At 62.6% G+C, this 22,862-nt stretch carries 8 protein-coding genes and 2 pseudogenes; 5 read left to right on the top strand and 5 right to left on the bottom strand.

The features are described from left to right. Genes QH270_RS07355 through QH270_RS07345 form a run of 3 tightly spaced genes read left to right on the top strand, consistent with a single transcriptional unit; the run spans position 1 to position 13,262 of the window. On the top strand, positions 1 to 6,234 hold the full coding sequence (locus tag QH270_RS07355; RefSeq protein ID WP_280339725.1) for a protein kinase domain-containing protein: 6,234 nt from the start codon (positions 1 to 3) through the stop codon (positions 6,232 to 6,234). Beyond that, the gene (locus tag QH270_RS07350) at positions 6,231 to 9,122 is read left to right on the top strand and encodes a DEAD/DEAH box helicase (RefSeq protein WP_280339724.1); all 2,892 of its coding nucleotides are present in this window, start codon (positions 6,231 to 6,233) and stop codon (positions 9,120 to 9,122) included. Before QH270_RS07355 ends, QH270_RS07350 begins: the two co-directional genes overlap by 4 nt. Positions 9,123 to 9,128: 6 nt before the next feature. Then, complete coding sequence (locus tag QH270_RS07345; RefSeq protein ID WP_280339723.1) at positions 9,129 to 13,262, top strand: Eco57I restriction-modification methylase domain-containing protein; 4,134 nt, start codon at positions 9,129 to 9,131, stop codon at positions 13,260 to 13,262. Between the two features lie 362 nt (positions 13,263 to 13,624). Here QH270_RS07345 and QH270_RS07340 read toward each other — a convergent pair whose 3' ends face one another. Genes QH270_RS07340 through QH270_RS07330 form a run of 3 tightly spaced genes read right to left on the bottom strand, consistent with a single transcriptional unit; the run spans position 13,625 to position 20,912 of the window. Continuing rightward, positions 13,625 to 16,372, bottom strand: coding sequence for a pPIWI_RE module domain-containing protein (locus tag QH270_RS07340; RefSeq protein ID WP_280339722.1), 2,748 nt, complete (start codon positions 16,370 to 16,372; stop codon positions 13,625 to 13,627). Beyond that, the gene (locus QH270_RS07335) at positions 16,369 to 19,794 is read right to left on the bottom strand and encodes a hypothetical protein (protein WP_280339721.1); all 3,426 of its coding nucleotides are present in this window, start codon (positions 19,792 to 19,794) and stop codon (positions 16,369 to 16,371) included. Before QH270_RS07335 ends, QH270_RS07340 begins: the two co-directional genes overlap by 4 nt. After that, positions 19,791 to 20,912: a hypothetical protein gene (locus QH270_RS07330; RefSeq protein ID WP_280339719.1), complete on the bottom strand. Its 1,122-nt coding sequence runs from the start codon at positions 20,910 to 20,912 to the stop codon at positions 19,791 to 19,793. The genes QH270_RS07335 and QH270_RS07330 overlap by 4 nt, the downstream gene beginning before the upstream one ends. Before the next feature lie 407 nt (positions 20,913 to 21,319). On the opposite strand from QH270_RS07330, the gene QH270_RS07325 reads away from it, so the two are divergent. Next, positions 21,320 to 21,556 carry a hypothetical protein gene (locus QH270_RS07325; RefSeq protein ID WP_280339718.1) on the top strand — a complete coding sequence of 79 codons (237 nt, stop codon included), beginning with the start codon at positions 21,320 to 21,322 and terminating at the stop codon, positions 21,554 to 21,556. 149 nt (positions 21,557 to 21,705) lie between these two features. Here QH270_RS07325 and QH270_RS07320 read toward each other — a convergent pair whose 3' ends face one another. After that, positions 21,706 to 22,284, bottom strand: a complete 579-nt coding sequence (locus tag QH270_RS07320) for an AAA family ATPase (RefSeq protein ID WP_280339717.1) — start codon at positions 22,282 to 22,284, stop codon at positions 21,706 to 21,708. Between QH270_RS07320 and QH270_RS07315 the strand changes: the two are divergent. Continuing rightward, positions 22,178 to 22,480, top strand: a pseudogene (locus QH270_RS07315) (hypothetical protein); the annotation flags it as partial. The gene QH270_RS07320 and the pseudogene QH270_RS07315 overlap by 107 nt on opposite strands. Here QH270_RS07315 and QH270_RS07310 read toward each other — a convergent pair. Next, positions 22,471 to 22,862 (bottom strand): annotated as a pseudogene (locus QH270_RS07310) (hypothetical protein); the annotation flags it as partial. The pseudogenes QH270_RS07315 and QH270_RS07310 sit on opposite strands and share 10 nt — an antisense overlap.

Below are 22,862 nucleotides of genomic sequence, written 5' to 3'. Positions count from 1 at the left end.
GTGGCTGGCAGATTTCGGCTCCTAGATCCGATCGGCAAGGGCAACATGGGCGAGGTTCACCGGGCCGAGGATATGGAGTCGCCGGAGAGCTCAGCAGATCGAGTGTTGGCTGTGAAACTGATCTTGCGCACGCGCGCCGGGACATCGGTCGCAGGCGATACGAAGCTCGTCGAGCGCTTCGACCGAGAAGTGCGGATCATGCGAAAGCTTGCCCACCCCAACCTTCCCCGCACCATCGACGGCGGCGTGGACTCCGATGGCTTGCCTTATCTCGCCATGGAGTACCTCGATGGACGTTCCTTGAACGACCTGGTGGGGGAGTGCCCGCAGCTACCGATTTCCTGGGTGGCCGCATTGGGTGCCCAGATCGCGGACGGACTGTCCGCCGCCCACGCCGTGGGCGTGGTCCATCGAGACCTCAAGCCGTCAAACGTGATGGTGTTGCGCGGCGGACTGGTCAAGGTCCTCGACTTCGGGATGGGGCGGACAGTCGATGACCCGGACATTGCCCCGCTCACCAGCACCGGAGTCACCGTCGGTACCGCTAGATACATGGCTCCCGAACAGTTCCGTGCGTCTGCGGTTGGGGCGGCGGCCGACCTCTACGCACTCGGCTGCGTTCTGTTCGAACTCCTCGCGGGTGTGCCGCCATTCCACAGCGAGTCCGCGCACGAGTTGGGACAGAAGCATCTCCACGAGGCCCCACCTCCGCTGAAGCCGTTGCGCAAGGACTTGCCAAGCGACTTGGCCCGTCTGATCGACCGCCTGCTCGCGAAGAACCCAGCCGACCGGCCGGTCGACGCCGTCGCCGTCCGGGAGTCACTCCGTCCGCTGGCAGGCGGCGATGAGAGCGTCCCGGGTTGGCAGGCGTTCAATCCGGTGGTGCGCCTGTCCGATGTCGAGGCAGTCGAATTGTCAGCGGAGCCAGTTGTTTCCAACCCCCGGCAGCAGATGGCCGGAATGGACGTTTTCGATGTGCATCGCAGACTCATCGCCGACTACCGTGCCTTCACCGAAGGTGGGACGGTCATCCGCGATGACCGGATCGCGGGGTATGTCGAGAAGGATCTGGATTCGAAGTCGCAGTGGCCTGACCCATGGCTGTCTCTCAACCCGTTTTTTGCCTCCGGCGGAACCATCCTGGAATTGGCCAATGAAGGTGTGCTGCACGAGGAGTGCACCCGAATCTTCCAGGCGGGCAAGACTGCCGACGGCACAGTGTGTGACGGACGCCCGCTCACACTGCACCGCCACCAACGAGAAGCCGTCGACCTCGCGCAGTCCAACGAGTCCTACGTGGTGGTCTCCGGCACGGGGTCTGGAAAGTCGCTCGGCTACATCGTGCCGATTGTCAACAGGGTGCTCGAGGCTCGGCACCGCGAGGACCCCGATACCGCCAAACGGGTTCGTGCGATCATCGTCTACCCCATGAACGCGCTGGCCAACAGCCAGCTCAAGGAATTGGACAAGTTCCTGCTCGATGGCTACGGCAGCGGTCGGGAACCAGTGACATATGCCCGCTATACGGGCCAAGAGGGCGAAGAACAGCGCAAGAACATCCGCGACAACCCTCCCGACATCCTTCTCACCAACTACGTCATGCTGGAACTGATGTTGACCCGCCCCGACGACCGGCGGTCATTGATCAGGATGGCGCGCGGCCTGGAATTCCTGGTATTCGACGAACTACACACCTACCGGGGCAGACAGGGCGCAGACGTTGCACTGCTGATCCGCCGTGTACGGGAAGCCTGCCAGGCCGAGCGCCTGCAATGTGTGGGAACGTCGGCAACGATGTCCAACGAAGGCACCTTCGTCGACCAACAGCGGCAAGTCGCTCGCGTGGCGTCGACCCTATTCGGTATTGAGGTCCGTCCTGAGAATGTCATCGGCGAAACTCTGGTGCGAGCCACCGGAGAGGCCCCTACTGCGGTAGCCGCCGAGAGGATCCGTCGACTCGATGCCCCGAAAACCTACGCCGAATTGGTGGCAGACCCCCTCGCGCGCTGGATCGAAACACGATTCGGCCTGATCACGGAGCCAGGTAGTGGCAAGCTGGTCCGACAGCGTCCTGCCAAGATCGAGGATGCGGCCAATGAGCTTGCTGAGGCGACTGGGGTATCTGGCGATGTTTGCGCGGAGGCGATCCGGCGCACGCTCAAGGCGGGCTCGGAGGCTCGCAATCCGGTGACAGATCGCCCGCTGTTCGCTTTCCGACTGCACCAGTTCCTGTCGAAGGGCGACACAGTCTATGTCACGCTCGAGGACAAGGCGATTCGCCACCTCACCCGCGACTACCAGCGGGTGCAGCCTGGAACGGATGGCAAGATCCTGCTCCCGCTGGCGTTTTGCCGCGAGTGCGGCCAGGAATACCTGACTGTCTGGCGGACGACACAGGACGGTCAACACAGGTACGAGCCACGACCGGACACAGCGGCAACCGGCGGCCGAACTGGGGACGGCTATCTCTACATAGACCCTGACCGCCCGTGGCCCCACTCGATAGAAGACGCGATCGCTGACCGTCTGCTGCCCGAGTCGTGGCTCGAAATCGACGACCACGGCCACGAGAACGTGCGGGCCAGCCATCTTGACCGATTGCCACGCGCAGTCACTGTGGATCCGTATGGGAACGAGAGCCAGGGCGAACTCACCGCCGCGTTTATCCCCGCCCCATTCCTTTTCTGCCTGCACTGCGGAGTGAGCTACGAGCAGACCCGCGGTAAGGATTTCGCGAAGCTCGCCAGGCTCGACCAGGAAGGCCGGTCCTCGGCGACATCGTTGGTCTCCGCGTCGATCGTGCGTTCGCTCAAGAGCGTCGCCTCCGAGGCTCTTGACCGCAGAGCACGCAAGTTGCTGACGTTCGTCGACAATCGGCAGGATGCCTCACTCCAGGCTGGACATTTCAACGATTTCGTGCAGATCACCCAGCTGCGTGCGGCCCTGTACGAGGCCACACGCCACGCAGGCGATGAAGGCATCCGACACGAAGAACTGGCGTCCCGAGTAGCTGACAGGCTCGGCCTCGAGGTCGCAGACTATGCAGGTGCGGAGGACCTCCCGCCGTCGCTGGCCCGCAACGCTGCGAAGACACTGCGGGATGTCATTGCCTTCCGGCTCTATCTCGATCTGCAACGTGGCTGGCGAGTCACCATGCCCAACCTGGAGCAGACGGGACTGTTGCGCATCCAGTATGAGGACCTGGACTGGCTTGCAGATAACCAAGGCCGCTGGGCGACCGCACAGCCGGAGTTGCGTGATGCCGAGCCGGGCATGCGCGCCGAGATCATGCGGGTGTTGCTAGACGAGATGCGGCGTGCACTAGCGATCGACGTCCAGTACTTCCGGGACGACTTCGACAACCTGTTGCGTGCTAGTGAAGAACGACTGATTGATCCATGGGTGTTGTCGACCTCGGACCGCCCGCCAGTGGGTACCGCATATCCCCGCGGCTCTCGGCCTGGGATGGACCGATCAGGGTTGTTCTTGTCTGGCCGCGGCAAGTTCGGCAAATACCTGCGGCGGGTGCATTTCACGGACGCAACCGCAGACGAGGCCCAGCTCATCATTGCCAGCTTGTTGGAAGTCCTCAGCGAGGCAAATCTGCTGCGGAGGATCGAGACCACACCGCAGCGCGCAGGCCGGCTGCGGCGTCCCCGAGGGCAGACTCTGATCGGCTACCGCATCACCGCGGCGGCGTTGATCTGGCGTGCTGGAACAGGAGAGTTCGGTGCCCACGATCCATTGACCCGCACCTACGCCAGCGGCGACGGTCCACGGGTCAACACCTTCTTTCGCGACCTCTATCGCAGCGCGGCGGGCGCACTCGGTGGGATGAGCGCACGCGAGCACACCGCCCAGGTAGATCCCGCTGAGCGCGAGCGTCGTGAAGAGGCCTTCCGCAAGGGCGATCTGAAGCTGCTCTATTGCTCGCCGACGATGGAGCTGGGAGTCGACATCGCCGAGCTCAATGCCGTCATGATGCGCAACGTGCCACCTACTCCGGCGAACTACGCACAGCGCAGCGGGCGCGCCGGTCGCTCGGGACAACCGGCCCTGGTTACCACCTACTGCGCTACCGGCAACAGCCATGACCAGTACTACTTTCGGCGCTCCGACCGCATGGTGGCCGGCTCGGTTGCACCCCCGCGCCTCGACCTGACAAACGAGGACCTCGTCCGCTCGCACGTGCAGGCAATCTGGCTTGCGGAAGCCGGACTCAAGCTGGGGCAGTCGATACCGGATGTCATCGACATCGCTTACGCCGAAGACACGCGACGCCCTGACCCACTCCTACCGCTACACGACCATATAGCTGCCGCACTGCGTGACAACGCCGCTCAGCGCCGAGCCACCGCGGCGACACGTGCGGTGCTTGGTGACCTCGAAACGTCGCTCATCGACAGCGCATGGTGGCATGAGGAATGGATCGCTGACGCCGTCCGGGCCGCAGGCGTCCAGTTCGACCGAGCGTTCGACCGTTGGCGCGACCTGTTTCGCGCTGCGCTGGTCGACCAGGCCGAACAGAATCGAAGGGTCCTCGACCACAGTCTGTCCGAGCGCGACCGCAACGCTGCGGTTCGGCGCCGGAAAGAAGCGGAAACACAGCTGAACCTGCTGAAGAACGAGAGCGTGGACCACAGCTCGGTGTTGTCGGACTTCTACCCGTACCGCTACCTGGCTAGCGAGGGATTTCTGCCCGGCTATTCCTTTCCGCGCCTTCCGCTTGCCGCCTACATCCCTGAGCCAGGGCGCCGCTTCGGCAACGGCGACTACATTCAGCGCCCACGATTCCTGGCGATCCGGGAATTCGGTCCCGGCGCGCTCATCTATCACGAGGGCGCCCGCTATCAAGTGACCCGAATCCAACTTCCGGCTGACCTCAACAGCGACGTGGCGACCTCGAGCGCAAAGCGCTGCCCGGCCTGCGGCTACCACCACGACGAATCCCACAACGCCGACAACTGCCAGATGTGCAATGAACCGCTGCGGGAGGTTACCAACGGTCTGCTCCAGCTACATACGGTCTATACGCGGCGGCGAGAGCGGATCTCCTCCGATGAGGAAGAACGCCGGCGCGCAGGATTCCGGCTCGTAACCTCCTACCGGTTCCACGATCACGGCGCCAGACCAGGACGTCGGGATGCGACCGTGATCGACGGCATCAGCCCGATCGCACGGGTGTCCTACGGCGACTCCGCGACAGTTCGTATCACCAACATCGGTCGAACTCGTGCCGCCGCGGACGAGCCGCCAGGCTATTGGCTCGACCCAGCAGATGGGCGCTGGATGAACGAGCGCGACGCAGGTGAGGCATCCGGCGATTCCACTGAGATGCCGGTTGTCGATGCCGATGGCAACGAGGGACGCCGTAAGAAGCGGGTCATCCCGTATGTGCAAGATCGCCGCAACATCCTGGTCCTACGGCTATCCAGGCCCATACCGCAAGATCAGGCGCTGACCCTGATGTATGCGCTCGAACGCGGCATAGAAACAGCTTTCGAACTTGAGGACGCCGAGCTGGCCAGTGAGCTGCTGCCACCCGATGATGGCGACCGAGACCGCATGCTGTTCACCGAAGCAGCCGAAGGCGGCGCAGGCGTGCTCCGCCAGATGCAATCCGACCCCCAGGCCCTTCGGGTCGCCGCCCTGGCAGCCCTCGAGATTTGCCACTTCGCACCTGACGGCACCGATCTCGGAGGCCCTCATCCACAGCGGCCCTGCGCGCGTGGCTGCTACGACTGCCTGCTCACCTATGGCAATCAAGCCCACCATGGCGCCATCGACCGCCACGTGATCCGGGACCTCCTACTCAGCTTCGCCAGGGCTACCACGCTGTCCACAGGACGTGGTGAGTCCCGGACCGAGCAGCTGGCACGCCTGAGTGCCCAGTCGGATACCCAGCTGGAGCGACGACTCATCACATGGCTCAAGGAACACAGCCTGCGACTTCCAGACGAGGCTCAAACTCTGGTCCCCGAGGCGGTCGCTCGCCCCGACTTCATCTACCGTTTGCCCGGTGTGAACGTGGCGGTCTTCGTCGATGGACCAGTGCATGAACACGACAAGATCGCAGAACGCGATCAACAGGCCGAGGACCGGCTACTCGACCACGGATGGGATGTGGTGAGGTTCCCCCACGACGGAGACTGGGGCGCAATAACGTCCGAGTTTCAGCGCTACTTCGGGACAGGCTCAGGCACCCAACCATCAACAGGAAGCAACAGCCGATGACCACCACCTTCGCAGCAGGTTCCCTGGTCACCGCACGTGGCCGCGACTGGGTGGTCCTGCCAGAGAGCGTCGAAGACATGCTCGTCTTGCGTCCGCTCGGCGGCAGCGACGACGACGTCGCCGCCGTGTTCCCCGCGTTCGAAGACGTCTGCAGTGCCGAATTTGCGCCGCCTTCGCCGGATGACCTTGGCGACGCCCTATCCGCGGGCCTCCTGCGATCCTCGCTGCGGATCGGCTTCCGATCGGGCGCCGGACCATTCCGGTCGCTGGCCGGTATCGCCGTGGAACCCCGCGCCTATCAGCTCGTACCGCTGATGATGGCGTTGCGGCAGAAGACTGTGCGCCTACTGATCTCTGACGATGTCGGCATCGGAAAAACGATCGAAGCCGGGCTCATTGCCAGCGAACTCCTCGCTCAAGGCAGCGCCCAACGGCTCGCCGTGCTGTGCTCACCCGCCCTGGCCGAGCAATGGCAGGAGGAGCTACGCACAAAATTCGGAATAGACGCCGAGCTGGTCTTGGCCTCCACAGTCTCCAAGCTGGAACGCGGCCTCGACCTAGGGCAATCTCTGTTCGACCGACACCCCCACGTCGTCGTCTCCACCGACTTCATCAAATCCACCCGGCACCGCGACGACTTCGTCCGGCACTGCCCTGACCTGGTCATCGTCGACGAAGCACACACCTGCGTCGCCGCCGAGGAAGCCGCGTCGACACAGAACCAACTTCGGCATCAACTGCTCGAACGGCTCGCCGCCGGCCCGGACCGTCACCTGCTACTGGTGACCGCGACCCCGCACAGCGGCAAGGAGAGCGCATTCCGCGCTCTCCTCGGCCTTGTCAAACCCGAACTGGCTACCGCCAATCTCGACTCCGACGCCGGTCGACGCGTCCTTGCTGCGCACTTCGTTCAACGAAAGCGCGCAGATGTGCGCCAATTCCTCACGAAGTCCGATGGGCTGCCCGATGAAAGCCTGCGTGAGGACACCGACTTCCCCTCCGATCGCTTGTTCAAAGACGAGACTTACCGACTGTCTCCCGCCTACCGCGCACTGTTGGACGACGCCATCGCCTATGCGGGCGAGCGCGTCACCTCAGCTGGCGACCGCAGCACACGCGACGCTCGAATCGCGTGGTGGTCGGCCATAGCGCTACTGAGATCCCTGGTCTCTTCGCCACGAGCTGCGGCGCAGACCTTGCGCACCCGGTCCGCCTCCGCCCTCGCCGCGACCGCTGAGGAAGCGGATCAACTCGGGTCCCGGATAACCAGAGACGCCAGCGACGACGATGCGCTGGAAGGACTCGACGTCGCCCCTGGCGCCGACATCGACGATGTCAGCGGCAGACTGGCGGAACTGGCAGACCGAGCGCAGAGCCTGGAGGGAACAGCGGACGACAAGAAGCTGGCCACCCTGATCAAGCATGTCAAAGCACTGCTGTCCGAGGGATACCACCCGATCATCTTCTGCCGCTACATCCCAACCGCTGAGTACGTCGCACAACACTTGGACGGCAAACTCGGCAAACACGCCGTCGTACGAGCCGTGACCGGAACTCTCTCCCCACAACAGCGCCTCCAACGAATTGAGCACCTCGCGGAAGAAGCCGGCGACGGCGAAGACGCCCGCCGCGTGCTCGTAGCCACCGACTGCCTTTCGGAAGGCGTGAACCTGCAACACTATTTCGACGCCGTGATCCATTACGACCTCGCGTGGAACCCCACTCGCCATGACCAGCGCGAAGGCCGCGTCGATCGCTACGGACAGAGGCGTGACTTAGTCAAGGTCATCACCCTCTACGGCAGCGACAACGGAATCGACGGCAAAGTTCTCGAGGTCCTGATCAAGAAGCATCGCCAGATCCGAAAGGACCTGGGCATCTCGGTATCGGTCCCCGACGCCGCCTCTGCAGCGGTGACGGACGCAATGGTGGAATGGCTGCTCATGCGCAACCAGCGCCCCGAGCAGGACACACTGTTCAACCTCGATGCATTCGATCGCACAGTGCAGCAGCTCGAAGAGGATTGGAAGTCAGCCGCAGATCAAGAAAAGACCTCCCGGTCGAGATTCGCTCAGCGCGCCATCCACCCCGAAGAAGTCGCCCGCGAGGTGGCAGCGGTACGTGACACTCTGGGTAGAGCAGCCGAGGTCCGAGGTTTCGTCCGCCACGCATTGTCCTCGCTCGACGCCGTCCTTCGCGATGACGGCGCAGGAGGGTTCACCGCAGATCTCAGCGGCGCCCCCATCGGTCTGCGCGACGCACTCGCGCCGATGCTCGGCGGCGACGCGGTTGAAGCGGGCCGCCAAGTGCCTTTCCGTGACACTGCCGCCGTCGCTCGCGGCGAAGCCGCCATGATCCGCACCGATCCTATCGTCGCCGCTCTCGCCGGGTTTGTCCTCAACGCCGCACTCGACGAGAAAACAGGCGGCATACGGCCCGCCCGCCGCAGCGGGGTCATTCGCACTCGCAAAGTCGACACACGCACGACTCTGTTGCTGGTCCGCTACCGTTTCCACCTCACATTGCCTACCCGCTCTGGCGAGCGTCAACTCGTGGCGGAGGACGCCCGACTGCTCGCCTTCCAAGGAGCCCCAGCGACCGCCACCTGGCTCCCCCCGGAAGAGTCCCTGAACCTGCTCGATCTGGCGGCTGACGAAAACACCGACCCGACATTCGCCGAGCGCACGATGCAACGCATGCTGTCAACTCTCGATGCAACAACCGCGCACCTTGACGCGTTTGGAGAGGAACTCGCCGCCGAGCTGCTCGCTTCCCACCGCCGGGTCCGCAGCGCTGCGGGCGAGATCATCCGCGGTGTGAGCGTGGTTGCCCAAAGGCCCGCCGACATCCTGGGTGTCTATGTCTACCTGCCAGCGTCCGGGGAGTGACGTCTAATGTCTGTCGTTGCGCGCAACCAGGTCTTCTCCGCAGTACACACCGTGGGCGGCCTGCTCCCAGTCGATATGCTGATCCGCATTTCAGAAGGCACCGATGTCATCGGTAGCGACCCATCGCACTACCGCGTCGTCGGCTCCCGCTCGGTCATCGACGAGGCCGAACGGCACTGGGACTACCTCAAATCGGTCTGGAACGAGCTGCGGGCACACCTTGTAATGGCGCCCGAAGCCGATACCCCGCCAGACCCCACCGGGCGGGCCATCAGTCAATGGCTCATCCCACTTTTCGCGGAGATGGGATTTGGTGAACTCACCGCCGTAGGCTCAGCGGGCATCATGGCAGACGATGGCAGCAAGTCCTTCCCGGTCAGCCATCGGTGGAACCACGTACCCATTCACCTGACCCAGTGGCAGCATTCACTCGACAAGCGGCCAGGCGGGGCAGGCTCTGTTGCTCCGCAGTCGCTAGTGCAGGAATGCCTCAATAGGACCGAATCCCACCTCTGGGCCGTAGCCACCAACGGACGGCAGCTGCGGCTGTTGCGCGACTCGAGCGCCCTGGCCACCGCGTCCTACATCGAGTTCGACCTGGAAGCAATCTTCGACGGCGAGCTGTTCAGCGAGTTCGTCTTGCTGTACCGGCTGCTGCACGTCTCGCGTTTCGCGATCGCCGACAGCGCAGCTGCGACGAGCTGTTGGCTGGAGAGGTGGCGACTCGACGCAATAACGTCCGGAACTCGGGCACTGGATCAGCTCCGCGTGGGGGTCGAGAAGGCCATAACCACACTCGGCACTGGCTTCCTGCGACACCCTGAGAACGTGACGCTGCGAGAGGACGTCGACGTCAGCGCGCTGCACAACGCCTTGTTGCGGCTTGTGTACCGACTACTGTTTGTGTTCGTGGCCGAGGACCGGGACGTCCTGCATGCCCCCGAGGCAGACCAGTTAGCCAGACAACGGTACTCACGATATTTCTCGACGGCCCGCCTACGAACTCACGCAAGAAGACGGCGGGGCACCGCACACGACGACCTCTACCGGTCGTTAACGATCGTGCTGGATGCCCTCGGCGACGTGAACGGCCGACCCGAACTCGGCTTGCCAGGCATCGGTGGGATCTTCGATGACACCGATGCCGACGCACCGCTGCGTGGCATGTCGCTGTCCAATGAGTATGTACTGACTGCCGTCCGTCACCTCTCGCAAGTACGCGACATCGGGTCGCACCGAATTAGGTCGGTTGACTACCAGCACTTGGACGCCGAGGAACTGGGGTCGATCTATGAGTCGCTGCTGGAATTGATACCGCGACACAGCGCTATCGAGCGGACTTTCGAATTGGAAGTGCTGGCAGGGAATACCCGAAAGACCACAGGCTCGTACTATACGCCGTCGTCCCTGATCGATAGCCTGCTGAGCTCGACATTGGACCCGGTCATCGACGACGCGGTCAAGCGGGGCGAGCAGGCGGCTGCGGCAGCTGGGGACTCCGACCCTGCCGACGCGATTACACGGGAACTGCTGGCGCTGAAGGTGTGCGATCCAGCGTGCGGATCTGGCCACTTTCTTGTCGCTGCTGCGCGACGCATCGCCAAGAGGGTCGCGGCGGTACGCGAACACAGTCCTGAGCCGACCGTCCATGCTGTCCGAACCGCCTTGCACGATGTCATCTCACGCTGTATATACGGCGTCGACCTCAACCCGATGGCAGTCGAATTGGCAAAGGTGTCGTTGTGGTTGGAAGCCCTTGAACCAGGCAAACCGTTGAGCTTCCTCGACATCCATATCAAATGCGGAAACGCTCTCATCGGTTCCACGCCCGCATTGCTACTCGATGGGATACCGAATAAGGCATTCAGGAAGGTGGAAGGCGACGAAGACGCCTACCTGAGAGGTTTCGCTGAGCAGAACGATGCCGAACGGACGGGCCAAGGCAGCCTGTTCGAAATCGCTACTGAGACAAAGGTCGCCAACGTCGTACTTGCAGATCAACTCAATCGCATCGTTTCGGCACCCGCGGACACTCTCGACCATGTTCGGAAACAAGCCGCCGCCTATCGAGATTGGGAGAACTCGGCTGAATATCGTCAAGCTCGCCACATCGCTGATGCATGGTGCGCAGCCTTCATGTGGCGCAAGGCCGAGGACGCGCCTAGTCCAATCACTGACGGCGTCTTTCGTGCCCTCCGAAACCCCCACTCCTCAGCAGCATCGGAGGCGACTCACAAAGAGATTGTGAGTTTACGCGATCAGTACAGCTTCTTTCATTGGCATCTGGAGTTCCCTGATATCTTCGCGGTGCCCGAAAATGGGGAGGGTGTTGACCCAGCGACTGGTTGGGCGGGTGGCTTCTCCTGTATTTTGGGCAACCCTCCGTGGGACAAGGTCGACTTCGAAGACAAGAAGTACTTCACGGCCGTAGAGCCTTCGATCGCAGCGATGTCTGGAACCGCTCGGCGAAATGCGATCGACCGGTGGGTCGACGAAAACGTTGAGGCCGGACGGCGCTACCTGGCTGCGCGCCGCAAGGTGAAGTCAACGTTTATGTTCGCCGGCGGCGCTGGGGTGTTCCCCCTCTGTGCCAGAGGATTGAGCGTGAAAGGCGTCAATTCGCTGGCAACTGACCACCTGTTCGCGGAGAGGTTCACCACAATCGTTTCCCCCCGAGGGCGTGTTGGGTGCATTATTCCAACCGCAATCGCTACGGGCGCCGGTGCGCAGTATCTGTTCGGTCATCTAACGGAGCGCGGCTCGATCTCTCTGCTCTATGACTTCGAAAATCGGAAGAAACTCTTTGATGGGGTCGATTCCAGGCAGCGGTTCTGCCTACTTTCGGTCGTCGGCAGCGCCCTGAGTGAACCAGCGGCGAAATTTGCCTTCTTCCTCGAAGATATCGCGGATCTCGACGACGTCGACAGGATATTCGCTCTCGCTCCTGAAGAGATCGCCCTGATCAACCCCAATACGGGGAATTTACCCGTCTTCCGTAACCGTCGTGATGCAGATCTCACGGTTGCTATCTATCGCCGCATTCCGGTCGTGTGGGACGAAACCGTAAAGGGTGGAAATCGCTGGCAGATTACGTTCAAGAACCTGTTCAATATGTCTGACGACTCCGACCTTTTCCGTGATCGTCAGCGTCTCGAACGCGACGGATGGCAACTCAAGGGAAATATCTTCACGCGTGGAGTTGAGCGGATGCTTCCGCTATATGAAGCAAAGATGGTCGATTTTTACAACCATCGAGCCGCCGACGTTATCAAAAGTGAGACGGCCATTACTCGGCAGAATCAGCCCCGATATCTGACCGAGGCCGAATTGCGGAACCCGGATAGGCTGGCACAGCCGCTGAATTGGGTCCCTGAGGCGGGTCTTATTCAAGTCAAACGAAATGGAAGAGATCTCAAGGTCCCTGGCGTTCAGATACGCCTACAGGAATTGAAGTGGGACCGGGATTGGCTGTGTGGCTGGTGCGACGTAACCTCCGCCACGAATCAAAGGACCGCGATTCCGGCCCTCTTGCCGAGAACGGCTGTGGGACATACGTTGCCGATCATGCTGCCTCGAGTTCGCCCCGATCTCGTAGCAAGTCTCATTGCCGCTCAGAGCTCGCTCGTCTTCGACTTCGTCAGCCGCCAAAAGATCGGGGGCATTCATATGGCGATTATGGTCTGGAAGCAGCTTCCGGTGCCCACGCCAGACCAAATGGGCCCTCATATCCGATTCATCGCGCCGCGAGTGCTTGAACTGGTCTACACCGCCTATGACATGGCGGGGTTCGCGCGTGATCTTGACGATGATGGACCGCCATTCCGGTGGGATGAGAGTCGACGGGCGCAGATCCGGGCCGAGCTGGATGCGTACTTCTTCCTCCTTTACGATATCGACCGCCCGGATGTCGAGTATATGCTTGAGACATTCCAATCCGCTTCTGGTGGCGGTCTGAAGAATAATGAAATTGCCAAATATGGACACTACCGCTCAAAGGACTTGATACTGGCCGAGTACGATCGGATGGCGGCGGTAGGCGTAGGTCTTGCCGACCCGCTTATAGATGGTGAGAATTACACCTCATCACTCGTCCCGTGGCCCGGTATGGGGCCGCGCAGTGAACATCAGGTGCCGGAGTAAGAGGTGGTTTTCGCTCGACCTTGGCAATTGCGGCACCCGCTTGTGCGCCGACTCAGACCTTCGGTGCTGCTAGGGGAGGTATGGATAGGACGCGAGGGTGGACGTTGCCAAAAAACTTTGCTCCGATGAGCGTCAATGGCGGTAGCCGTTTCGACGGTGATCGGTCGGATCGCGTGATGGGGCCTGCTGACACCATCAGGGGGTATGCCTCGTTGAGGGTGAGCTGAAGCCATGGTTGCCCGTCGTAAACGTCAACTCTCGGTGAACGACACTGCGTGGCGGATCGACCATCCCAAACCACGCTACCGGAGGCGTCGATGGCACGACCTCGACGGGGATACGTCAATCGCCAATCATGCGTTCTACATATCGGCTGTCGGCACCTCCGCGATGTGTGTGCCCAGGACGTACTCCTCGGCGAGTCGAGCCAGGTGCAGCGGCATCGGCAACGTGGTGCCGTCGTCGTATTGGATGTTCGCCCAACGGAGTTGATGTGTGATTCCAGCCCAGGTCTCCGGCGTATCGCCGGGCTGGAGTGCTGCAACAGTCATTTCGACCATTCGAGGGTTCCACACTTCGGCGGTGGGAGCTGGAGGGCGTGTGACCTCGGCGGGCGTCTCGTCGCCGGTGGCTCGCGGAGTGTAGGTATGGCCATCGACCTTCGACAGCGTCGTCATTGCCTTTTGGGCTTGCACGGGCTTGTCGGCGGTGCTCGCGAACACTCGGGTGCCGTGCATTCGCCATAGACCGCTGGCGAGTCCCCATTCGTCTTTCTCGTCGTTGCCGATTCCCCAGACGTGTGGCACCTCGAGGTTGTCGCAGTCGTCACGGAGTCGGACATGCCGTAGTCCGGTACCGATGACGCTGTGGTCGCCGAGGCGGTCGAAGGAGAGGTTGCCGTTATTGATGTAGGGCCAGTCCGGGCGCAGATTGCCGGTGTCGGTCAGCAGGAGCGTGTCCTTTCGCAGTGCGGTGATGTCGCGGAGTCGGTCAGTGATGAAGGTGGAGACGACTTCCCGGTTCTGGGGTGTTCGCGCTTCGACGTCGAAGCGGCCCGTTTTCGCGAGTTGGGTGAGTCCGTCGTGATAGTCCGTCCATTCGAAATAGGGGGAGACCATCTGCGGGGGCTGTGCCCCGGTTGAGTCGAGCCAGACCATGATCGGTACTCGCCGACCGACCGCTCGACGGCTGGATCTGTTGACGCGGACGACCCAGATCGCAACGTAGTGGAGGGGGTCAGGAACAGTGGCATTGCGGACTTTGATCTGCGCTGGGACGAGCAACACACCAAGCTGACGTAGCACGTCACGCCAGACCCGAAGAATTCGATCGTGGTCTGCGTCGTCAGTGTACGGCGGGTTGACGAATTGGGTGATTCGTCCGGCGTTGGCGTGTGCGAGCCGGAAGACAGGTTTGACATCACCGAGCGGGCGAGATTTGAAGAACTCGCGGTTGTGGACCTCGACGATGCTTGCGGTGAGCTGACCAGCTTGACCGGCTCGGGTGGGCAAGGCGGCCTCGATTTCCGCAGCCCGCTTCTGCAACAAGTCTTGAATGAGGGTTCGGGAGGCACGGACGGGTATGGCGACTTTGTCGGCGTGTTGCCCGCGCACTCGGTGGGCGCGCAGGGTGACGGTGCCGTCCCCGACGTTCCAGACCGCTCCGGTGGATGTCTGTGTCGCTGGTCCGAGGTCACTGCTGATCGCCGCGGTGACAAGGTCGGTGAGCGGGGAGTCCTCGAAATGGTGGACGTCGAGACACAGGTGCGGGCCGCGTTTCGAGTTTCTCAGGAAGGTCGTCAATCCTGCCTGCACGAGTGGCGCGAACTTGGACGGTAGCGCCCGCAAAAGAGGGGTCGGGTCGGTGCCGTCGGTCTTGGCTGTGTCTCGGATCTTCTTGCGTTCGATCGATGCTGCTCGTGCGTAGGTGTTCTTGACGATCTTGGGTGAGGTCGCGAATGCCCGCGGGCCGAAGACGCGGGTGAGAGGTTCATCGGGTTGGACCCACGGTTCGAGGATGTGGCTGGTCCAGTCGAAGAAGTCGCGCTTCTCTCGAACAGAAAGGCCGGGTTCGACCTCGTGGCGGCCTCGACCGTTGCCGAAAACGACCACTGTGCAGTCGTCCGAGGTAGATGCCTTCAGGAAAGCGCGAGGATCAGCGACGAGTTCGGCGGGATCGGGTAGGCCTGTTCGGGGATTGAGGTGATCGAGTATCGGCGCGAGGCGATCGTTCCACACGGTGCCACGCCCGGGGTACCAGCGGATGCCGATCCGTCGGAAGGCTCGTGAGCGGCCGGTGTCGTCGAGCAGCGGGTGTGACCGCAGGAGGTAGGCGTTGGTGTTGCTCGTCGACGAGACGCCTTTGACCGGGTTGTAGGCCCACCGCCGCACCCCGAAGTCGGCATAGACGGCGGGGTCCGCGCGACCGGGGACGGTCTGGACTTGCAGTGTCAGGTGATAGGAGAACGGAAGTCGCTCGTTCGAGGGCTGCCACGACACGAGATCGGCACCTGCGTCGGTGATCGATCGGCGGAACTCGATCGGCCCTCCGCCGTGCTGCCACTCGATGCCGGGGGCGCTGAGTTGTTTGCAGAGAATATGGGGAAGCAGGGAAAATAGTGGGGCGTCAGGCTTCGAGGTTCCGTTTGCGCCGACCTCGGTCGCCTGGGCCGCGAGGTCCATTTTTCCGGGCTTCCATTCGAACACATCCCAACCTGGAGCGCCGGGCTGTACGAGTTCGAGTGCGCGTTTGAGCCTTTGGACGTCGTCCTTGGTCGGATCGATTCGTTTTGCTCCGGTGTTGATCCACGCGCGGACGATCCGGGCGATGGCAGCGATCGGGACCGGTTCGGTGGCGTAGAGCCAGTCCTCTCCGTTCCAGTAGACGTTGTCCTGGGCTGCTCGAATGAGGTCAGGGGCAAGCAAGGCGACGGCGTCGTTGAGGGAGCGGATCGGCACCTTCTCGTAGCGTCGGTTGCCTTTGCCTGCGACAAACAGATCGAGAAGCGGTTCGCGCCACTGCTTCGGGAACGGCAGGGTGTAGTACGCGAAGGGCTCGACAGCCCCCAGATTCAAATGGAAGCTGGTCGAACGAAGCTGGTTGTAGGTCACAGGGGAGCTCCTTCCAGGTTGGACAACGCGCGATGCAGCGGCTCGTACAGCAGGGTCACCAGGTGGGCGTCGGGATCGGATGTCGGCGCGTTGATGTAGCGGGACAGCACTGACGCCATGCCGAAGATGAGGCTGATGTCGGTGTCGTCTTCGGTGGAGCGCAGGCCCATTCGGGTGGGGGCGAACTTCGCGTCGCAGAAGTACACCTCCGCGGGGCACCCGCCGCGGACCAGCCGGCCGATGACCTGCCAGATGCCGACGAGTTGGCTCCAGGTCATGCCATCTTTGTCAGGCCCGCGCAGCGCGCCGTAGGACAGTTGTCGTCGGAGCCAGCTGCGCCACAGGCCTTGGGCTTTGTGCCGAAAGTAGCGGGCACGCTCACCCAATCCGGTGGGCTCCTGCGGCGGGACCACCGGCAACTTGTTGTTGATCTGGCTGATCGCCCAGGCGTTCATGGTCTGGGTGACGTAGTCCAGGTCGTCGGGCCTGGGGTGTGGGCGGACGAAGAAGAATGCGGCGCCGATGGCGGCGCGATGGTCGTCGGTCAGGATGTTGTGTCCGCGCTCCATTGCCAAAAGGGGAGCGACGAGAACTACCGCGTCAGTGCTGTAGAGGGATTCGACGTCACCGCGGGCCAGGGGCGCAGCGCCGGACGGGGCGAGCCAGTCGGCTCCGAAATCGCGGTCGTCGGCCACGAGGTACCGGACTCGATGCCGTAGGGAATCGTTGGCCTTGGCGATCGTGTCAGCGACCAAACACGCTTCGTCGTAGCTTCCGACCAGGATGAGCGCGCGTTGCCGACTCGGCTCGACGCGGGCGAGTGCCGACTCGAGGCGGCTTGTCCCGAGTCTGGGGGCAGCCAGGGCTCGGGCCATTCCGGCTAGGTTTCGGCGCCTGCTTTCCCGGTCGGATACACCAGAGACGACGTAAGGCTGGTCAGGTTGGTCGGGTGGGTAGAGCGGCAGTGTGAAGAACCGGCTCTCGTTGATCGCGTCGATCTCTTTGCTCGGGGCACGCAGGACGACATCGACTCGATGATCGATGTGATAGCGAGGCGAATTTCCTGCCCAGCTCGTTCCCGACATCAACATGACATTCGGACCCCGCACACCATCTGCGCGGAATAGGTCGTGCAACTGCAGCAGGACGTATCGGCCGACGCCTGCATACCGGAAGAACGAAAGCTGACCGCCCGGTTCGCTGTCGTCGTCATCGTAAGGTCTGGATCGGCGATCGTTGTCGCGGTACCGGAAACCCAGAACGTTGCCCATCGGCGAGTCCGGGATGACAGGAGTGAAATCGGGCGGTGGTCGGTGAAACATCAAGGGACTGACACGGCGTAGATCCAAGCGTCCTTCGACGCCGCGCCATCGCTCGATGACAGCATCGAGTTGGTTCGCCAGCACGGTCGTAATCACCAGCAGCTGCAGCTGGAGCACTTCGGCGGCTTCACTGTCCGCAGGAGGTTCCGCGGTGTCGGTGCGTTTGCGCGTTGGATTACTCGCCGACTGCGATTGTGCCGGTGTCATCGGCACTCTTCGGATCCATTGAGCGAACTCGTTGTGGCGCGCGACAGCGTCTGGCAGGTGCAGTGTTTTGACCAAATCGACCAATGCAGTGGCTGCCGGGTTTTTCAGGATCTCGGGTCGTCTGCCCAGTGGGTCGTCAAGGAACGCGTCGAATGCTTCGCGGAGTTCCTCGGCCGAATTCGATGCCAACAATGATTGTCCTGGCGCTACGTCGCCATGTAGTCGTTGTCCCCAGTCCTCGCCGAGTTTGCTGGCGATGGTCCATCCGGTGAAGTAGTCCTCTCCCATCCATCCACGCAGGTAGCGCCCAGACTTTCCGATCAGGAGGCTATAGAGCAGCGTGGTCGCGATGCGTACGAGGTTCAGATGTGCGACCCAGTCGAGGACGTCGCTATCCTGTAGCGGTGCGAGTTGGCTTCGCCCGAGGGTCTGGTCGACTTGTCCCCAGAGTTCCAGTAACCAGGATTCGGTGTCGCCGATCAGCATCTGTGAAGGGCTGAACAGCGCATCGAGTTGGGCTTGGACCTGGTCGGCTTCGTCAACGATGATCAGGTCCATCGTCCGCCAAGCGGCTTCCAGGTAGCGCATACCCTCCGGATTGAGCTCCTCTGGAACCCGCGTCTGTACCAGACTTGCCGTCGTCGCGACCCAAAGACGGGCAGTGACCAGTGCTCGCGCCGCGTCGTGGCGTCGGCAACCGCCCCACATCGGGCAACTCAGGGGCGGCTTTCGCCGCCAGTACGTCTCGTCGTCTTCGTCCGCAGGTGGCCGCAGGTTTCGGCACGGAGCCTGCGGAATCGGCCACGGCACAGCGCTATCGAGTCGGAGGCCGTCCAGAGCGCAGGCAGTGCTCACCCATCGATATCCCGAATGCTGTGGATACAGCGGCAGCGCACCGGCTCGCGCATCGAAACGATGGATTCGTTCGACGTGGGTCTGCCGGTTGGATTCGCCGAGCACGGGAGCCGCGTGGCACTCGCCTGCGAGTCTGTTGAACAAGTCGACCATCCGCAGCACGGCGGTTACGTCACCGAGCACCACACCCACACGCATGTTCTCGACGACGGTCAGGTGCCACGCCAGCACAACGACGAGGGTTGTCTTGCCGACACTGAGCATGCCCGCCACATGCAACATCCCGTCGACAGTGAATTCCACGCCTGCCGAGAAGCGATCGTCGGCGCCACGGATCTCGAAAATGATTCGGCCGATCCTCGACTCCCAGTTGTCGGTCGAACCCTCACCGTCGAGGTCGGCTTCGGCGCGATCCATTTGTCGCGCTGCAGCGAGCAACTGTTCGCGGGTGACCGTCAAGGAGCCTCGATCAACCCGGGGTGTGATGTCATGCCCGACGGCCTTTTCCGGGAACGTGATCCATTCCGGGATGCGTACGCTACTGCGATTACGCGCACTCGCGAGCACGTATTCACCGTGCTTGGCGGTGCGGAGGGATTTCGCGTTGTGTTTGGGCGCCTGCGAGAGTGCGTCGTCGTAGTCAGCCCAGCGACGGGTCACCTGGGTGACGTCACGACGCCGAAACGATCGGCCCGCCTCGATCGAGAACCCTCGCAGTTCGATCGGGACCTGCTCATAGAGCGCCACCGCGCGGGCGAAATCGTATGGGCCTTTGACACCGGTCAGACGAAAGCGGGCAACTGCCAGCGCCTTCCGGTCGGCCTCGCCGACCTCGATGCCGCTCGCTTCGAGAACCGGATAGCCGTTGAGTAGGCTCCAGCCGGCATCGGCGGATTCACCGGGAGCGACACGGGCGAGCAAAACAAGGGTGAGTTCCACCTCCGTGATCGCCTGCGTCAACCTCGCCGGATCACTCCCGCCTAGAGCGGACTTCAGCTCGGCAACCAGGTCACGGCGCCAATCCGTGCGGGTTCTCATCGATCGTCGCCTTTCAGGCGCGGCAGATCTTCGCGAAGAAACGTCTTTTCGGTCCGAACAGTGATTCCCTCAGCAGCCAACCCAGGAGCTAAGGCGTTCACCAATTGCACGTATCCCGATCGATGTCTGGTGCGCTCTCGGTCGACCACCACGAAGACCCGGTCGGCCCATATCGGTTTTCGGGGAGGTCGTCGGCGTAGCCGCCGGGCCAGCAGTGCAGGGTTGCGCCATGATTTGACGTCGATCGCCCACCACCTATCAGTCGTGCCCGGCACCGGAATTCGGATATCGCTCAGGTCGAAGTCTGGATATGCCTCGGGCTGATACCCCTTTTCGGACAGCCATCGAAACAGGCGCGCCTCCGCTCGCCCGGGCCCCGTCACAAATGTGCGCACACCACGGTTCACCGCCCACACCTCCGAGTCGAACGGCAATCGGCGTCCTGGCCGGTACTGCAACCGTGCGCAGTCGTCCTCGACGCAACGCCATCCGTGCACCGTCGGTACGCTCAAATTCGCGCAGCGCCCACACTGCTGGAACATCTTGTCGTGCACCAGATGTGCGCCCGGACGCTCATACGATTGCTGGATGTAATCCGACAACGCGGCCAGCGCTGGTAGGCCACGCTTATCGAGGAACTCGTCGCCATCGAGTACCGGGTGTTCGATCAGCAGTTGCCGGAACGCAACGTATCCCTCCTGATCGTCCATCTCCCTGCACCACCCCATGACCTTCAGTACGACGCGCTCAGCGACCTCGGCTTCGATATCGCTGACGTCCAGCGCCCATTCGCCACACAATCGCGTCGGTGTCCCACTCGCGAGCAACACGTCGCTGTCATCGAATACCTCACGCGGCAGCCGCAGCGGCCACTCCGACAACGACCTGTGCGCCAACTGCAGCACCTCCGCGACGCTGCCTGGGGCATCCACCCCGCGTGCCACACCCATCACGGCCAGCCGGTTCAGCGCCCGCTGCAGCGACGCTGGGTACGGAACCGAAACTGCACCGTCCGCGCCCACTTGCTCGGCCAACCGCAGCAAACCGCTTGCGACCAGGTGAAGCACCTCCTCATCCCATGAGGAAACCGGATCATCACCCACGTAAGAGGAGATCATGCGGCACACCGTAGAGGATCGATCTGTCCGGAGATGAAGAATGCCGACAAGTGCAATGGTTTGGGCGTGTCGGTAAAATCCGATCGGCAACCACTCATGAGCGACAGCAGGTTCGGGATGCCGCAACGATCATAGAGTCGGCTACCTTGACCCAACCGGCCTACAAGTCCGGGTCAGTCTGGTGGCTGAGCGCATCGATGTCGAGCTCGTAGCGTTCGTCGGGGCCGAGATTTCGGTGGATTCACAGTATCGGCCCGTTGGTCGACCGCAGTCGACCCTCGTCTGGTCCAGTGGTAGTGCGGGAAGTACTGCTCGCGAGATTTGAAGTCGGAGAGGGATTTCTATTGCTCTGCGTCACTGCGGATTTCGGGTCGATTTGCCCAATCTCACGGGGGTAGCGTTGTGGAATGACGAACGACACGGATGAACAAGCCTGGGCATGCGACGTATGTCAATTGGAGACCACCATCGAGTGGGATGAAGAACTCGAGCAAGACACCGGCCTACCGGCTTTCGTAGCCCCGTTGGACGGCCGGATGATCAACATTTGCGACAAGTGCGCGGGCGATCGGGGACCGCACGAGCTGACCGACTTGGCTTATGCCATCGCCGAAAACGGCAGGCCTGGAACGCGAGATCGCTGAACGTCTTCCTCGTGCGGCCCCACCTCAAGCTCGGACGCCGCGAGAGCGGTGCGGCGGCGCCTGGGTTGTGGTGCCAGTGGTGTGGGCTACGACGGTGTGCCCTCGGCTGGACGCAGGTCATGGTTCCTGGCCGAGTTCTTGGCCCGACGCTAATCGCGTTGGGTGATGAATTGCGCGATCGTTTCGAGGCCGGGGTGGTAGCCGTCGGTGGTGTCGACCCGCAGTTCCGGTACCTCCATGCTCACCGGCACGAATGTGGGAGCCGCGTCGTCGCCGGTGGTGATGGTGGCCAGGTGCCCGGCGTCGTTGTGTGCGCGGCGGTGCGGCTTGGTCTCGGCACGGTGCGCGATCCGCTCGCGCAGTATCTGGTGCGGTGCGGTGCAGTGGATGATGCGGATCTGGGCGATGGTCCCCAGCGGCATCAAATTCGGCCGCCAGAGCCGATCTTGAAACGCCGCTTCGGCGATGACGGTGACTCCGGCGCGGGCGAGCACGGTCAGGACCTCGAAGAAGGCGTGCAGCGCAAGGATATTGAGATCGTCGTAGCCGCCCTTTTCGGGTGTGTTGGTGGCCATGACCATGCCCTGTTTGATCTCGTCGCGGATGATCGCGGGCACGCCGATGTCGGCGGCCAGCGCGTGGGCCAACGTGGACTTGCCGGACCCCGGAGGGCCGGAGACGACGGCGAGGACGGGCAACCCCGGTGAATTGCGTTCGGTGGTGGCCATACCGCATTCTGGCACGTCAGACACCCCGTCGGTTCTCGGCGGCTGCTGTGGGCGAGGTGGTGAGGCGGAAGGCTATGAAGCCCGAGGTCATGCTCGCCGTGATCGCAGCCGAGACCGTGCGCATGAGCTAGCGTGCGTGTACTGCGGTGCCGCCGCGACGGGTATCGACCATGTTCGACCGATCGCCTACGGCGGCGACAGCTCATCGGAGAACTTCGAACCCTGCTGCACGGACTGCAATCTCGACAAGAACTGCCAACCCATCGCGCGATGGTTCGCCGACCCCGATTCCACTCCGATCGGGTGCCGGGCCATGGTGTTCAGCCTGGCCCGTAGCGCGAAGGTAGTCGCGGAGTGGATGCGGCTGATCGGATAGCACTGACCGGCACGTTCTGGCCCCCCCCCGGGAGGGGGGGGGGGGGGAAAAAATACAAGGGGGGGCGGGTCCCGCGGGGGCGCCGGCGCGCCCACCGCGGTCTGGTTGATCGCCTTGGGGCCGCGATCGCCCTCGGTGACGTCTAATTCGAACAGGCGCCCCTGGCGCAGCTCGTCCTCGTCGAGGCCGATGTCGTTGACAT

This window comes from Nocardia neocaledoniensis, from assembly GCF_029868625.1.
GTDB classification, from domain to species: Bacteria; Actinomycetota; Actinomycetes; order Mycobacteriales; family Mycobacteriaceae; genus Nocardia; species Nocardia neocaledoniensis_A.
This window is presented reverse-complemented; position numbering and strand designations above follow the sequence as displayed.